The organism is Paraburkholderia sp. WS6 (genome assembly GCF_030464835.1).
GTDB classification, from domain to species: domain Bacteria; phylum Pseudomonadota; class Gammaproteobacteria; order Burkholderiales; family Burkholderiaceae; genus Paraburkholderia; species Paraburkholderia madseniana.
Window position 1 is genome coordinate 177,029 of sequence record NZ_JALQCK010000006.1, and the last position, 16,018, is coordinate 193,046.

Sequence of the window (16,018 nt, forward strand, 5' to 3'; positions counted from 1 at the left end):
TGGCCCGCGCGGTTGCGTGGGTGTGGGCCAACCGTTGGTTAGCCGTGGCCACTAGCGCCGCGTCTGCTCCCCCATCCGCGCCAGCTTCAGAAACCGGTAGTACACCGTTTCGGCATTGAACACCGCGATCATAAAACCCGCGCGGCCGTCGAGAAATCCACGTCGAAGCACATAGGTCCGCACGAACGCCCACGCGCCGCGCCCGAGCGCCTTGCCAAAACTGCCGCACTTGCCCGCTGCGTGACGTTGCTGCGCACCCGCCGTCGAATACGCATCGAGCTTGCGCAATACGCCTTCGAAGTCCTCATAGGAGTAGTGCATCAGCTTGCCGGTCAGTCGCTGCGACGGCGTGTCGAACACCAGGCGCTCGTGCACGAGGTCGTCGGAGAAACGCGCGGCGCCACGTTTGAACAGGCGCGGAATCCAGTCCGGATACCAGCCACTGTGATGAATCCAGTGGCCGCAAAAGCTCGACAACCTGTCCACCGCGTAGACATCGGCGGTAGGGGCGGCCAGCGCCGCACGGATCGCCGCAGCCAGTTCCGGCGTGACGATTTCGTCGGCGTCGAGCGAGAGAATCCAACTGGTGGTCAGCGCCTCCACGGCGCGGTTTTTTTGCGGTCCGAAGCCCGGCCAGTCGGTTTGCTCGAGCACGCGCGCGCCGTGTGCCCGGGCGATGTCGGCGGTACCGTCGGTGCTGCCGCCGTCGATCACGACGATCTGATCGGCGAAGGCCACGGCCTGCAGGCATTCGGCCAGTCGCGCCGCCGCGTTTTTGGTGATGATGGCGACGCCGAGGGTGGTTTCTTGCATACCTGAATTGCGTGGAGGGCGCAGGGTGACGGAATGAGTCGCGCAAGTATACACAGCGCGCGGTGGCCGTGGCCGGACACGTCCGCCGACCGCTATCGGCCTGTGAATCCGGCCGAATCTGGCCAATTCATCACTACCGGCCGGGCAATCCGCAACCGTTTACAATGCCGTATTTAATTTTACGTGCTGCGGGCATTCCGCCCGCAGCACGGATGCTGTCCCGCATTCCCAGAGGATTCCTTGAGCGCGAAGCCTACGTTAAGCAAACCCATCGGTTCAGGTGAGGCATCGTCGCCTGCCGTCGTCTTCCGGCGCTTGTGGCCATATATCAAGCCGCTGTTGTGGGTGGTGATCGGCGCGATCGTCGCAATGGCGGCGAGCGCCGGCACCGACGCGGCGATTCCCGCCTTGCTCAAACCGCTGCTGGACAAAGGTTTCGGCGCGCATGCCAACGACAACGCCAAGTGGTTCGTACCGGCCGCGGTGATCGGCCTCGCGCTGATTCGCGGCGTGTCGCAATACGCTTCGGGTTATCTGCTCGCCTACGTATCGAACAAGATCCTGCTCGATCTGCGCCTGAAGATGTTCGACCGCATGATCCACACGAGCGTGGCGTTCTTCCAGCGCGAAACCGCGAGCACCGTGATCAACGCGATCGTCTTCGAGGTGAACCAGATTCTCAACGTGCTGTTGAGCGTGTTGGTCACACTGGTGCGCGATTCGCTGACAGTCCTCTTCCTGCTCGGCTACCTGTTTTATCTGAACTGGCGCCTGACGCTGATCGTCGCGGTGCTGCTGCCCGGGATCGGCTGGCTGGTGGGCAAGATCAACCGCCGCTTGCGGCGCCTGAACCGCGAGCATCAACTGCTGACCAACGAACTGTCGTACATCGTCGAAGAGACGGTGGGCGGCTACAAGGTCGTCAAGGTGCACAACGGCGAGCAGTACGAGACGGACCGCTTCACGGCGATGAGCAAGCGTCTGCGCGGCTACGCCATGCGCATGACCGTGTCCGGCGGCCTCGCGCAACCGTTGACGCAGTTCCTCGCGTCGATTGCGCTCGCCGTGGTGATTACGATTGCCGTGGTGCAGTCGTCGTCGGATCAAACCACTGTCGGGGGCTTTGTGGCGTTCGTCACGTCGATGCTGCTGATCATTTCGCCGCTGAAGCACCTGATGGACGTGAACCAGCCGCTGCAGCGCGGCATGACGGCGTGCGAGCTGATTTTCGGTCTGATCGACGAACCCTCCGAACCGGAAGGCGGCGGCAAGCCGCTCGAGCGGGCCCACGGCGAAGTGGAATTCCGCGACGTGTCGTTCACCTACGGCAGCAACGCCACGCATGGCCGCCACACGCTCGACCAGGTGTCGTTCAAGGTGGCGCCGGGCGAAATGGTGGCGCTCGCGGGGCCGTCGGGCAGCGGCAAGACCACGCTGGTGAATCTGCTGCCGCGCTTTTTCGATCCGACCGGTGGCGAGATTCTGGTCGACGGCGTCGCGCTGCCTGAATACGGGCTGCATGCGCTGCGCAGCCAGATCGCGATGGTGAGCCAGGACGTGGTGCTGTTCAACGATACGGTGGCGAACAATGTCGCTTATGGCCAGCCGGCCGATCCGGACAAGGTCAGGGCGGCGCTGCGCGCGGCGAACCTGTGGGACACCGTCGAGGCGATGCCCAATGGCATCGATACGCTGGTCGGCGACAACGGCATGATGCTCTCGGGCGGTCAACGTCAGCGTCTGGCGATTGCGCGCGCGATCTACAAGGACGCGCCGATCCTGATTCTCGACGAAGCCACCTCGGCGCTGGATTCGGAATCCGAGCGCCACGTGCAGGCGGCGCTGGAAACCTTGATGAAGGGCCGAACCACGCTGGTCATCGCGCACCGCCTGTCGACCATTGAGCGCGCCAACCGGATTCTGGTGATGGAAACGGGGCGGATCGTCGAGAGCGGCAGTCATCGCGAACTGCTCGCGCAAAATGGTCTGTACGCGCATTTGCATCGCATCCAGTTCCAGCAGGACGCAGCGTAAAGCGCACGATACGACACGTCATCGGCCATGCGGATCTCCATTCATGCGGTCCGCTAGCCCGGACCGCGCATGACTTACCCCCGTAACAATTGACGAGGCGCTGGCGCGCGCTGTCTGAATGAAGAAACTTGGACTCTCCAGTAACGCCTTACAGCACAGCGGCGGTTTCGAGCGCTACGCAATGGATCTCGTGCGCGGCCTTGCCGCGCTCGGCGTCGAACCGGCCTTTTTCGCGCGTCGTTTCGACACGTCGCTGCCGGAATGCAAGTTGGTCGAGCCCCACCGCATCAACGTCTCGTTCCTGCCGGGTAAGCTGCGCGACCACTGGTTTTCGTGGCGGCTGCGCGCCGCGCGCCGCGCGGCGCACGTCGACGTGCTGATCGGCTGTAACCGTGTCGACTCGTCTGACGTAGCGATCTGCGGCGGTACGCATCTCGGTTTCTTGCGGGCGACGGGACGCGCGCAGAAGCGTTCGGACCGCTGGCAAATTGCGCTCGAGCGCCGCCAATACGAGCGCTCGAAGGTCGTGGTGGCGCATTCGAAACTGATGCACGACGAGTTGCGCGAACTGTACGGTGTCGACGAGGCGAAGATCCGCGTGTTGTTTCCACCCGTGGACGGCACGCGCTTCTCGCCGACCGATGCCGCGACGCGCGCCGCCTTGCGTCAGAAATACGGTTTCGCCGATGACGAGATCGTCCTGCTGTTTCCGTCGAGCAGCCACGAGCGCAAGGGTTTGCCGCTCATCGAAGCCGCGCTGCGCGACACGGCGCTGCCCGTGGTGGTGGCCGTGGCCGGGCGGCCTCCCGCGCGCGCGTCCGAACGGCTACGCTATATCGGCTACGTGAAAGAGCTCGCGGAGTGTTATCAAGCCGCGGACTTCACGATCCTCGCATCGACCTATGAGCCGTTCGGCTTAGTGGGCATCGAATCGGTGATGTGCGGCACGCCGGTTATTTTCCCGTCGAGTATCGGTTGCTGCGATGCGATCGCCCCGCATGCGAAATTCGTTTTCGCACCGGCCGACCTCACCGACCTGCGCGTGACACTCGAGCGAGCGGTGCGGGAGTATCGCGACGGCACGCGTCGCGCGCCGCCGGAACTCGCCCGCGACGCGGTGCTTTACGACCCGGGCGTTGCCGCTCACGCTGGCGCGCTGTTGACGCTGGCGAGGCAGATCGACGCCGCGTGTTAAGGGCCGCCGCAGCGTTGCCGCAGAAGAGGCGGGCGGGCCTCCTGGCGCGGCTTCGCATCGTTCCGCGGCAGGGGCACATGTTATAATTTTCAGATATCGAGGCTCGAACTCAAACTCAATTCGAGCCGAACACCCCTATATTTCATCGAGCTTTCCATGCCGGCCTGGACAGGCGGCGGGCTAGAGGCGCCGTCCCGAACCGCGCCAGCCCGCTGTGACGGGGCCGTAGCCGCCGCACTGGAGGCCTTCTTGAAGAATACCGTTGGAGATTGTGTATGGCGAACGCGACCTCGCGCCGGGTATCGGCGTACAGCAAGATCGCGGCGGGAACCAACGCGCCGATGAGCCCATGAGTCGGCTTGCCGGGCGTCTTCGTATCTTTGCGCGGGCCATCCCGCGACTCCTGATCAAGCCTTTGCGCCGCGAGCCGCGGCACGTGCGCCGTATCCTGATTGCGCACCATCTATTGCTAGGCGACACGCTGCTGCTCACTCCACTGCTCGCCAAGCTGCGGGCGCAATATCCGCAAGCGCAGATCGTTCTCAACTGTCCGAAGGCGATCTTGCCGCTGTATGCGGGGCGGCCTTTCGGCGTCACAGCCTTGCCGTTCGATCCGCGTGATTCGAAGTCGGTGCGGGACGTTTTGCTTTCCGGACCTTACGACCTCGGCATGGTGCTCGGCGACAATCGTCATAGCTGGCTCGCGTTGGGCGCGGGTTGCCGCTGGATCATCGGACACGCGGGCGATGATCCAGCCTGGAAGAACTGGCCGCTCAACCGGAGCGTGCCGTATCCCGCCGCGCCGGCGGCCTGGGCCGACCTCGCCACAGAACTGATCGACGGGCCGCCACCGCGCGCCTACCGGCCTACCGACTGGAGCGCGCCGCAACACGTAGCGCTACCCGAGCCGGCGCAACTGGCGAAGCCTTACGTCGTGCTCCATCCGGGCGCGAGCAGCAGCGTCAAACGCTGGCCCAACGCGCGCTGGCGTGAGCTTGCGCAACGCGTGGAAGCTCTCGGCTATCTGCCGGTATGGACCGGCGGGCCCGGCGAAGCGGAACTGATTCGCGCGATCGACCCGGACCCAAGCCATCCGAACCTGGCGGCGCGGCTCGGTCTCGGCGAGTTGTGGCATCTGTTTGCCGGTGCGCAAGCCGTGGTTTGTCCCGATACCGGCGTGGCGCATCTGGGGCGTCTGATTGGGGTGCCGACGCTCGCGCTGTTCGGGCCGGGCAACGCGTTGATTCACGGTGCGGGCCGCTTTTGGTGCGAGGTGCCGTTCGTGCCGATTACGATCGCCGATATGCCGTGCCGCGATCAGCCTTTTATTTTTCGCCGCGAGGTAGCATGGGTGCGGCGCTGTGATCGCAACGAGACGACCTGCGTCGCGTGGCGCGGCGACCATGCCGACTGTATGGGCCGGCTGTCGGTCGAGTCGGTATACAACGCTTTGCAAACTGTTCTGGTGAAAGTGTAATGACTCACGCTGCTGCGCGAGTGGAGCGCGTGTTCTGGGTTGCGTGTCCAGTCATTCTGTTTGTGGTGATGTTCGGCCACATGACGGCGATCGTCTTCAATGCGCTCGCTCTGATGGCGCTCGGCGTCCTGGCGGCGGCCTGCTCGCCGAACCGGCCGTCGGTGTTGCACTGGCCGCTGGTGCTGCCCATTGCGGGTTGGGCCGGCTGGAGTCTGGCGTCGGTCGCGTGGTCCATGTATCCAATGGTCAGTCTGCACGCGTGGTGCGACGAGGTGCTTTATCCGCTGGTGTCGTTCTGGGGCTTCTGGCTGTTCGGCACTCAACTGAGGCGGCCGGCGCCCGTGGTGCTCGTCAACTGGGTCGCCTGCGTGGCGCTCGGCGCCATCAGCGCGTTCAACTGGGGGCATCTGCAACCGCCCACCGCCAACACCTTCCCGCTGCATTTCTACAATCGTGTCGGTCACACGAGCACACTCGCGGTATTTGCCATGCCGCTCTTCGCGGGCTTCATGATGCGGCTGCGTTGGCGTGTGATCGGCGCAAGCGGTATTGTGCTGTGCCTTTTCATCGGACTGGCAACGCTCAACCGGTTCTTCTGGCCGGCCGCCGCCGTCACGCTTCTGATCGCGCTGTTCCCGCTATACCGGCGCCGTCTGCTGCTGTCGGTGCTGGTCATTGCCGTGGTGGGCGCGGTCAGCGTCGGCACGCTCGAGTTCAGCGCCCGTCTGCGGACGGCCGGCGCCGTGCCCGCTGTCACGCAGGCGCGCGATGTCGTGATCGACGGTCATCAGGTCTACGTGCCGGGCTCGCTGTCCGCGATCGGCGACACGGTATCGGCCGACACGCGCCCGAAGCTGTGGGCGTTTTATATCGGTGAAGCCGAGCGTCATGCGTGGGTCGGGGTTGGCTTCGGCAAGCCGCTGCCAGGTATCGTCTATCGCAGCGAGGTGCCAGCCAGTTTGCTGACGGTCGAACCGCAAGCGCTGACGCACGCGCACAACCTGTTCATCAACACGTGGTTGCAGACGGGAGTCATTGGAGTCGTGCTCCAGACCGCGCTGTTGCTGTGCCTCATCGCGCGTTTCTGGCGGCTGCGGCGGGTTGAACCCTGGTTGTGTGCTGCGGGCGTGGCACTCGTGGCCGGCATGATCGCGAAAAATACCACCGATGATTTCATGTGGCAGACCACTATGCTCGCGTTCTGGGCTTTTGCGGGGCTGCTGCTGGGTTGCGCGGAGCAAGTCGACGCTTCGGGCGGGATGGCGCCCGAAACCGCACGGAGGAAATCCACGGTGATAGGCAGCGAACAGCGGCGCGAAGCACCGACGGCAGAGTTGGGCGAATAACCAGGATGACGAACGCGAACCCTCACGCTACTGAAGCTGACCGCCCGCCGCTGCGCATCCTGTTTCATATCAACGATTTCGGAAAAGGCGGCACCGAGACCGCGCTGCTGTCCTGGCTGAAGACGCTCGACCGGCGGCTGTTCGCGCCGAGCCTGTCGGTGGCCTATCCGACCGACGACCTGTCGTTCTGGCGCGCGCAGTCGATACCCGCCGATGTGCCTGTGCACGTCCTTGCCTCGTCGAAATGGATGTACGTGCTTCATCAGGCGGCTCGTCGGCGCAGACTCGGTGTCGGCGTGAAGTTATTGCACAAGCTGTTGACCTACGGCGCCATCCGGCCGCTGGCGGCGTTTCGTATGCGGCGTCTCGCAAAGCAGCACGATCTGATCTGCGATTTCGATTTTTCGCTGCGCCATCTGGCGGGCAGTTGCGACGTGCCCTGGTTCGGCGTGAGCCATTTCAGCCTCGCGGCGCGGCTCGGCAGCAAGAGCGAGCGTTACGTCGCCCGTCGCGTGAGGCATTATTCGCGTTACTCGGCGATCGCCGTGCTGACCCCCGCCATGCTGAACGAGGCGCAAGAACTCTTTTCGGCAACCGGCCTCTACATTGTCGAATTGCCGAATGTGATCGACGTCGACGCACTGCGGCGCGCGGCGCGCGCGGAGATCGAACGTCCGGCGGAGTCGTTCATCGTTTCGGTGGCGCGTCTGGACGAAGGTCAGAAGGACCACAAGACGCTGCTGCGAGCCTACGCTCAGGTACGCAAGGGCGGCCGCTGCGAAGCGGTGCTCGTCCTGATCGGCGAGGGGCGGGACCGGCGCGAACTCGAGCAACTCGCCGACGAATTGGGCATCGGCGCTTCGGTGCATTTTCTGGGTTTCTGTGCCAATCCGCCGCCCTATATCCGTCAGGCGAAGTTGCTCGTATTGAGTAGCCGCTACGAGGGTTTCGGCATGGTGCTCGGCGAGGCCATGGCGCTCGGCACACCGGTGCTTTCGGCGGATTGCCCAACCGGTCCGCGGGATTTGCTGGAGGGCGGCAAGGCCGGCCTGCTAGTGCCGCCAGGCGACGTGGACGCGATGGCGCGCGCAATCGAGCGGCTACTCAAGGACACCGAGCTACGCCAGAGTCTCGTGCAGGCGGCACTGCGAAAAGTCGAGACGTTCACGCCCGCAAGCGCCAACCAGCGGATGCTGGACCTCGCGCTACGCCTTTTGACGAAGCAGGACGCGCCGAGCGTGCAAACGCCTCGCTGAACCGCAAGCGAGGTTCACACCCCGCCCGTCACCAGCGGCAGCACCGTTAAATCCGGGTGCGTGCCGTCGACGATGCTGCGACCCACATGCACCCCTTCGTAGAGCGCCTCTTCCATGCCGGCGAAGCTCTCTTCGCCATCCGGATGGAACGGCACTGCATGCCCTGGGATGGCCGGATCGGCGCCCGGATGGCACACGTAACCGACATACGTGTAGCGGTTATCAGGCGCGGCCGACGGCTTCGTTTCGTCGGGCGGATTTTTCGGGAAGGGCGCCACGTGAATTTCGAAACCCTCGTACTCCACCATCTGCCAAGGTGCGGTTTCATCGGCCATGGCCGCCTCCGTCTTTGTCGTGCGCTTCTCAAAAAGTCTAGGTGATTTGAACGTAAAGCGCGCCTCAAGACTGATGGGGCTAAACCACTATGGTTTGATCGCCCCGAGCTGTTTGAGCAGGGTCAGATTGTCTTCGAGGTGCCAGTTTTCGACGATGCGGCCGCCCTCCACGCGATAAAGATCGAAAGCCTGGAAGTCGACGGTCTGGCCATTGCCTTTGAGGTTCTGGAACTGCCCGGTGAAGTGCCCATAGAAATGCAGATGAACCGATGCGCGATCGCCCGCCACCACGAGGTCGTCGATTTCGGCGTGCAGGTCAGGCACCGCCGCGCGAAATCCCTTCGATGCCTGCAACGGACCGCTCGGACCTTGCTGCCGGCCGTCCGGCAAGGTGTGGTCGACGAACGCCGGTGACAGTGCGAGTTTCGCGTAGACCTCGTCGCCAGTATTCCAGAACGCGGCGTAGCGACGCGCGGTCCGCACGATCGCGGCGCTCTTCGCCGAAGCGGAGTCGACGGCAATGTGATGGGGCACTGGCAAGGTGTCAGCGCTCGCTGCGTGTGCGCTCACGGCGCCGGCGAGGCCCGCTGCGAGCAGCGCGTGACTGGCAAATCTGTAAATGAAGGTTGGGGACATGACACGCTCCGGAGAAGTTGATTTGATGAAACGCATTCTCTGGCTAACGGCTATGTTTGATAATCGGTCTGTTGCTTAAATGATTTTCGGGTTTTATTTGAAAATCATCGTTGCGGTGGCGTCGCGTCGGCACCGAGCGTGCGGGCACGCGCCCGACCACGTCATCTTCTCCGAGTCATATAGAATGACGCGCTTTGCCCATACAAGACCCCGCCAATGTGGTTCAAAAACCTTCAGTTGCACCGTCTTCCCGCTCCGTGGTCCGTCACCCCTGAACAAATGGAGAAATGGCTCGCGCCGCACGCGTTCGCGCCCGGCAACAGCGTCGAGATGCAAAGCCACGGCTGGGCGTCGCCGCGCGACAACGACTCGCTGGTGTATTCGCTCAATGGCCAGATGCTGCTGGTGTTTCGCGCCGAAAAGAAACTGCTGCCGGCTTCGGTCGTCACGCAAGTGACCAAGGCGCGTGCGCTCGAACTCGAAGAGCAGCAGGGCTTCAAACCTGGCCGCAAGCAGATGCGCGAACTCAAGGAGCAGGTGACCGACGAACTGCTGCCGCGCGCCTTCAGCATCCGTCGCGATACGCGCGTGTGGATCGATACCAGGAACGGCTGGCTCGTGATCGACGCGGGCTCGCAAGCGGTCGCCGACGAAGTGCGCGGCCTGCTGGTGAAGTCGATCGATCAACTGCCGCTCGGCACCGTGCGCGTCACGCAATCTCCGGTGGCGGCGATGACCGGATGGCTGCTTTCCGGCGAGGGTCCGGCGGGCTTCACGCTCGACCAGGACACCGAATTGCGCTCGCCGACGGAAGGCAACGCGACGGTGCGCTACGTCGGACATACTTTGGATGCCGAAGATATGCGCCGTCATATCGAAGCCGGCAAGCAATGCATGCGTCTCGCGATGACGTGGAACGATCGCGTGTCGTTCGTGCTGACGCCTTCGTTGATAATCAAGCGCATCGCGCCGCTCGACGTCCTCAAGGAAGCGAGCGACCCCACCGCGCAGAACGACGACGAGCGCTTCGATTCCGACGTCACGCTGATGACCGCCGAACTCGATCGCATGCTGTGCGAGCTGCACGACGCATTGGGTGGGGAGCAGGGCGTGGAAATGCCACAAGCTGCGGCTGCCTGAGTGACATTCGCCTGAGCTGCGTTTATCCGTTGCAGGCCGGCGCGTCGAGAATGCTTCGCGCCGGCGCTTATTAAGCCAGATTATGGCTATCTGAATCTGGCTTAATGAAATTTACCCTTCATGTCCCGACCGTCACACTGTTTGTGCTGACGGTGCAAGCCGTCAGGAACCTTCCGATCCATTGACGCGCGCCACGTTTTCCATCATGCGGGTCGCGTCATCCTGACCAGGACTCGCCATGAAAATCGCCCACTTGATGATCGCCCTCGGCCTTGCCTGTGCCGTCTCCGCCACATCCACTGCCACGGCTGCCAACGCGACGTATCCACCCGCGCCGCTGCCCGCGTACGCGCAGGACGAATTGCAGAAGGTGATCGACGCCGCAACGGGGCCGTTGCCCGCTGCACAGACTTCATCGACTGCGCCACAAAGCGCGGCAACCCCGCAAAGCCCCGCCGTGTTGCCGAACGGTCCTTATGCCACCCCGCGCATCTCGCCGCACGATGATGAACCGCATGCGGCCGCGAGTGCGAGCAAGCGCGGCGCCCGTCCGTCGAAGGCGCATCGGCATGAGCGCCACAAGTACGTCTGAGGATCTTGCTGCGATCGTGCGGTGTCGATGCGCGATGCATTCGCGAAGCGGCGCTGCGTGAAAGCGTCATCACGCGCAGACCACCGCTACACCGAACCCGTTCGCGCCAGCGCCGTGAATATGGTTAAGATTGCGTTCAGAAAGGCGCATCGATCACGGAGGGCTTGCAATGGTTCGACTGGTTATGATCCTGCTGGGTGTCGATTACCTACGCGCGCGCTGGCGCTCGTTGCAGTTGATCGGCTGGGTGAGCCTCGTGCTCGGTGTGGTGGTGTTCATCGACGCGCTCGATAGCGCGCTCTATTTCCCGATTACGCCGTTTGCGCTGTTGCTGTTGCTCGAAGGGCTCGCTACGCTGACCGTCGCGTGGACTGGCATGGGCGGGCAACGCACGCTGCGCTATGTGAAGGGCATCGCATTCTGCTTCGCGGCGGCGCTGATCCTCGCCGGCCATCATCACGGCAACTTCATTCTGTCGATGATCTTCGGCACGCTTTTTCTTGCCGACGGTCTGCTGCAGATCGTCTCCGCGAAGGTCGTTCGTTATCGCACCTGGCGGCTCGCAATGATCGGTGGGGGCGTTGAAATCGCGCTGGCGGTTTTTTTCTACCAGCCTTATCCGACGCACTATGTGGGCACCGTGCCGTACTGTCTCGGCCTCGGTCTGATATTCGGCGGCTGGAACATGATTTTGCTGAGTACGCGTGTACGGCGTCTCGCGTCGAATCCCGCGGTGGCGTCGGATGATGCAAGCGCGGATGCAGCCAATTCTGCCGCGAGTGCGGCCGTTTCCGGCCGGTTGAGCGCGGTGGAATGGGACGGCCCGCCCAGCGCCGATGAAGACGCGTTGACCGTGCACGTGTGGACGCCGGTGGGCTCGGCCAAGGGCGAGGCGCGGCGGCAGTTGATCGTCGATCGTTATATTGCGGCGGTGGATCGTAACGGCGTGATATCGACCGGGCATGCCGCGCTCGAATCACCTGAAGGCATCTACATCAGCTTGTATCCGGGCGTCGAGATCGATCGCTCGCCCGACGATTTCGCGCGGCTCCTGCGCGCGACCCGCGAGAACGACGTGCCCGGTGTATTTCAGCCCGATTACCCGACCGAATCGAAAGCGTGGTGTCCGTCCACGGTTCAGGTGCGCATACGCAACTACGATCCCGCGCGCCTGCGCCGTTTCTGGGACACCTATCGTCAGGACACGACCTACAACCTGACACACCGCAATTGCTCGAGCAGCGTATCGCGCGCGCTGGAAGCGGCGATCGAAGGCGCGTCGGCGCGGGTATGGGGCAACCTCGGCGGATGGCGGCCGTTTCTGCGCGTGATGACGACGCCGGAGTTGTGGGTGGCTGCGCAACTGCGCAAACGCGCCGCGACGATGGCGTGGACACCGGGCCTCACGCTCGACTATGCCCGCGCGCTCAGCATGCTCGCCGACCCGCGTCCGTCGGGCTGGGTGAAGATGGCGCGCCTCGCCGTGCGCAGAATGGTGCGTTCGCGGCAGGAGTGGCGCGACGAAGAGCGCGGCGCGCCGGCCTCACAGGAAGCCGGACGCGGGCATGGTGCACCTCGCCGTCGAATCTGCCGCGCCGCACGCCGGCGTCAAGCGCGTCAAGCACATCAATCACGCGGTCTCAGCCGCGATGGAGCCGCAACTCCGCCACAACCATCGCACGACACGGCCAGATGCCTGGCCTGCCCAACTTCGAACGTAGCGGTAAAAACAGCAGACGTATCAAGAGCTTGCCGATTTTGCCGGATAGTTATGCACAGATTTATGAACGGAAACTGGGGATAACTTTGAGGTCGCCGTTCGGGTGGTTCGCCAGTGAGGTTTAGCCCATTCTTCATGGGTCTGAATCTTTAAATCGCAGTTTGTACTGCGATTAGTCGCCTCGCGTTTTCTTGCGCTACCTATCTCCCTTTCGGGCGCGTGCTACGCGCCCTGTCTCTTCACTTCCGGTCGCCCCGCGTTTAGGTGGCAGCGACTAATCACTTCACTTTCACGTACGGATATTCCGCGTCTGACGTTCTGGTTTTTTCTCTGCGGCCCGTTGATGACTGACGGGCTCTTGCGTAACTCCCTACGAATTGCGTAGGAGGTTTGAAGGCGATGTTTGTACGGGCATAAGAGAGGCCTGATTTTAGGAATTGTCGGATAGCGGGGGTGGAATCCTCCTTATAGGGTGCTTGGGCGTCAACCAAGTAAACCAATAAGGATGACTATGAAAAATAAGAGACTTAGTGAGAATCCGGCACGTATGGCGGCACGCCTGTTTGCCGCATTCATGCTGCTTATGGCTGCGTTTGCCGCAAACGCGGCCGACTACATGCAATGCATGCAGACGTATCAGAAATCCCTTGGAATCCCCGGCACCCCGCTCTGCGCTATCCAGGTCGCGGGAACTTCGCCTACGTCGACTGGCCCGGACGATCCATATAACGGAATGAATTACTACAACTGTCCGAATGCCTCGAATTGGATAGCGGACTATTGCGGCGGCGTACCGGCTCCACCCCAGTCCGACGATTCCTGCCCGGTGGCAGACCCGGTGTTGCCGGCAAAGGGCATCGTCATGCTTTCCGAGGCTGACTTTGCGAGCGGCGACACGCTTCCACTCGTCTTTAAGCGCACGTATCTTTCGAAGCCCTATGACACCACGCAGACAGTAATGGGCCGCAACTGGGTCAATAACTGGCAGCGTAGGCTCGATCTGCTTGGGCTCAACGCGAGCGTGCCGCATGTTGTTGCTTATCGGGGTGACCAGCAAGCTCTGATGTTCAAATGGATTGGCGGAGCGTGGGTCGTGCCAGGAAATCGCTGGCTCAAGCTGACGAAAGCTGGCGACGGATACTTCTACCTGAAGGACGAACTGCTTGGTACGACAGAAGCCTACTCGGATACCACCGGTAGGTTCTATTCCGAAACGACCCGTACGGGTGTGATCCGCAAGGTCATGTATGACGGCAGGCAGCGGTTGTCGGTGATCGCCCAGTGGCCGGCGGATAACGTAATAGCCGGAACAGCAACGTCAATCCGTGTCGAATACGACAGTAACGACCGTATCGTTACCCTGGTAGATCCTTTGGGAATGCCCACGGAATATGCTTACGACGGAAAGGGCAATCTTGCTTCGGTAACTGCGCCATATGACCACGTCCGTCAGTATCTGTACGAGGACACCCGCTTTCCAAACGCATTGACAGGTGTAAAGGACGAATCCGGTTCGCGGGTTGCAACGTGGACCTACGATTCCAACGGACGTGCAAGTTCGGTCAGTCATCCCGACACGACGCGTAACGTGTCGCTCAGCTACGGTCCCGGCTTTACGACGCTCAGCGACATGGCTGGCAGGAGCACGTACACCTTTGATGTTCTGGATACGCGGCGCCCTCGTTCAATTGCTACACCAGGCGGCACGGTATCGCGCGCGTGGGATGCAGCGGGGAATCTGAAACAGAGAGAGACCCCTGATGGGAATACCCAGTACACGTGGGACAGCGCCAACCGGCCAACGAAGGCCGTTGCGACAGTTGCGGGGAAGAAGACAGTAACGACGATTGAGTACAACGATGACAGCTCACTGCGTCCCCATCTGGTCGCTACACCGGGCAAAGTCCGCGCATTCGTCTATGACTCGCGAGGCAACGTCACGGGCTATGCGGAGCGCGCAACTACTGACCTGACGGGCGAACAGGGGCTGCAAGCGGTCGGGACGGGTAGTCAGATGACAGTCGGCGCACGCTACGACGATGCGGGCCGCCTTCTGTCAGCCACTGTCATCCAGGACGGCCTGAAGCTTGAGGACTGGACTTATACCTACGACGTCAAGGGCAACATAGCGACGACAAAGGACACCGTGTCGGGGTGGACGATGCGAACGCTTGAACGTAACGCCGCGAATCGCGCAACACAGATAGCAGGTAATAGCGGTCAGGCAAGCATCGCTTACGATGAGCGCGGTCGCGTAAAGTCTTTTCAGTATAACGAACCGGCAAGTCTGGCAAATGGCGGACTCGCCCGCGTACTGGCAGTCGACTATCAGTATGGTGCGAATGGCACGGTGTCGTCACGTTCAGCGAAGGTCTCGACAAACGGCGCGTGGTGGAAGCCGATCAGCGACGCTGAACTAGGTGTGTGGCTGACCAACTGGGAGTTGGGCAATGACCCGGTTGCGCCGCCGCCTATGCTCACGGGAATCAAGTCTGATGCTGGAGCCTTCGTTCCAGACATGTGCGTTGAGTGTTATGTGGCGTGGAAAGCCAAGTTGACGGCAACGTTGTATGGTAGTGAGCTGAGCGAATCACTGCCGAATTGGGGCGAGACAACGGAACTGATGCTGAGCGATCAGTCGCAAGTTCCTTATCCTGCTCTCGTACCAGATCTGACCAGCTCTGCGAAGAGGTCAATGCTTTACAGCGCTCTCTTCGGTGCCGCGAGCGGTGATGGTGGAATGGTAAAGTGTGGTGGCCGCGAAGGCCATGAGGCTAAATGTCATGCAGCGTATGAGGCCGACTTGGATTTTTGCATCTTGGTTGCTAAACCGAGAGGCCTGCGAAGCTATGCGCTGTGTAAAGAGAACGCGTTTGACAGATATCAACAGTGCAGGGGGTATTAATGGTTAATCATCCGCCGTATTCCGTGGTTCTTACCTACACCGACGATCCTCGCCAATTGATAATGCAAGCCGTGGATTCGGCGAGTTTGGCCCCGCTCGTCGCCGGAAAAATGGCAGTGCCGTTTTTTTTGGACGAAGAAGAATTCGAGTTTGACGACGAATTGGCACGACAGCTTGGAGTGGCAATGCTCAATGTGATCGCAGCAGGCCGACCTGACGTCAAAAAATGCCTGAATCTCACACAGCACCCAATCGACAGGCCGTCAGAAGAGTAATTGGCCAGAGTATTGTGCAGCGTTACCGGCTGACGTTTGGCCATTGCATTGAAGGGGATCGAACGGGGCTGAGGCTTCGTGACTATCCCCTATCACAAGTCCTCTTGCGAAACAGGCGCAAAGAAAGCGTGCTCACATCGCTAGTTTTGAGGCGGGTGCCTTGGCGTGGAGGAAACGGCGGTGTATCTGGAATCCGTGCTACGCGCATTCGGCGCTTTTGACACAGCAGTCATTCTTTTGGTGGCGTTTCGCGCGCCGTCGCGGTCGTTCAGAAACAGTCAGTGAGCTCGGGGC

The 16,018-nt window shown here is 61.9% G+C and carries 13 protein-coding genes; 10 read left to right on the forward strand and 3 right to left on the reverse strand.

Annotated features, from left to right (window positions below; genetic code table 11):
- Positions 1-51: 51 nt before the first annotated feature.
- On the reverse strand, positions 52-813 hold the full coding sequence (locus tag M0D64_RS09930) for a glycosyltransferase family 2 protein (protein WP_266257469.1): 762 nt from the start codon (positions 811-813) through the stop codon (positions 52-54).
- Between the two features lie 240 nt (positions 814-1,053).
- Here M0D64_RS09930 and msbA point away from each other — a divergent pair, with 240 nt between their 5' ends.
- From msbA to M0D64_RS09955, 5 genes are all read left to right on the forward strand, one after another.
- Complete coding sequence (msbA, locus tag M0D64_RS09935) at positions 1,054-2,847, forward strand: lipid A export permease/ATP-binding protein MsbA (protein WP_266257470.1); 1,794 nt, start codon at positions 1,054-1,056, stop codon at positions 2,845-2,847.
- Positions 2,848-2,965: 118 nt separating this feature from the next.
- Positions 2,966-4,042: a glycosyltransferase family 4 protein gene (locus M0D64_RS09940; RefSeq protein ID WP_266257472.1), complete on the forward strand. Its 1,077-nt coding sequence runs from the start codon at positions 2,966-2,968 to the stop codon at positions 4,040-4,042.
- Positions 4,043-4,391: 349 nt separating this feature from the next.
- Positions 4,392-5,519 (forward strand): glycosyltransferase family 9 protein, encoded by a 1,128-nt coding sequence (locus M0D64_RS09945; RefSeq protein WP_266257473.1) that lies wholly within the window; start codon positions 4,392-4,394, stop codon positions 5,517-5,519.
- Positions 5,519-6,865 carry an O-antigen ligase gene (locus M0D64_RS09950; RefSeq protein ID WP_266257475.1) on the forward strand — a complete coding sequence of 449 codons (1,347 nt, stop codon included), beginning with the start codon at positions 5,519-5,521 and terminating at the stop codon, positions 6,863-6,865. The genes M0D64_RS09945 and M0D64_RS09950 overlap by 1 nt, the downstream gene beginning before the upstream one ends.
- A 5-nt stretch (positions 6,866-6,870) precedes the next feature.
- Positions 6,871-8,121 (forward strand): glycosyltransferase, encoded by a 1,251-nt coding sequence (locus tag M0D64_RS09955; RefSeq protein ID WP_266257476.1) that lies wholly within the window; start codon positions 6,871-6,873, stop codon positions 8,119-8,121.
- Positions 8,122-8,135: 14 nt separating this feature from the next.
- Here M0D64_RS09955 and M0D64_RS09960 read toward each other — a convergent pair whose 3' ends face one another.
- Positions 8,136-8,456, reverse strand: a complete 321-nt coding sequence (locus M0D64_RS09960; protein ID WP_266257477.1) for a hypothetical protein — start codon at positions 8,454-8,456, stop codon at positions 8,136-8,138.
- Between the two features lie 87 nt (positions 8,457-8,543).
- Complete coding sequence (locus tag M0D64_RS09965) at positions 8,544-9,092, reverse strand: ester cyclase (RefSeq protein ID WP_266257478.1); 549 nt, start codon at positions 9,090-9,092, stop codon at positions 8,544-8,546.
- 216 nt (positions 9,093-9,308) lie between these two features.
- Here M0D64_RS09965 and M0D64_RS09970 point away from each other — a divergent pair, with 216 nt between their 5' ends.
- The 5 genes from M0D64_RS09970 (at position 9,309) to M0D64_RS09990 (ending at position 15,724) form a co-directional block, all read left to right on the forward strand.
- Positions 9,309-10,232 (forward strand): recombination-associated protein RdgC, encoded by a 924-nt coding sequence (locus tag M0D64_RS09970; RefSeq protein ID WP_266257479.1) that lies wholly within the window; start codon positions 9,309-9,311, stop codon positions 10,230-10,232.
- Between the two features lie 238 nt (positions 10,233-10,470).
- A complete protein-coding gene (locus M0D64_RS09975) occupies positions 10,471-10,824 on the forward strand; it encodes a hypothetical protein (protein ID WP_266257481.1) in 354 nt (117 codons plus the stop codon).
- 169 nt (positions 10,825-10,993) lie between these two features.
- A complete protein-coding gene (locus M0D64_RS09980; protein WP_266257483.1) occupies positions 10,994-12,628 on the forward strand; it encodes an HdeD family acid-resistance protein in 1,635 nt (544 codons plus the stop codon).
- 427 nt (positions 12,629-13,055) lie between these two features.
- Positions 13,056-15,449, forward strand: coding sequence for a DUF6531 domain-containing protein (locus M0D64_RS09985; RefSeq protein WP_266257484.1), 2,394 nt, complete (start codon positions 13,056-13,058; stop codon positions 15,447-15,449).
- Entirely contained in the window at positions 15,449-15,724 is a 276-nt protein-coding gene (locus M0D64_RS09990) for a hypothetical protein (protein ID WP_266257485.1), read from the forward strand. The genes M0D64_RS09985 and M0D64_RS09990 overlap by 1 nt, the downstream gene beginning before the upstream one ends.
- Positions 15,725-16,018 lie beyond the last annotated feature (294 nt).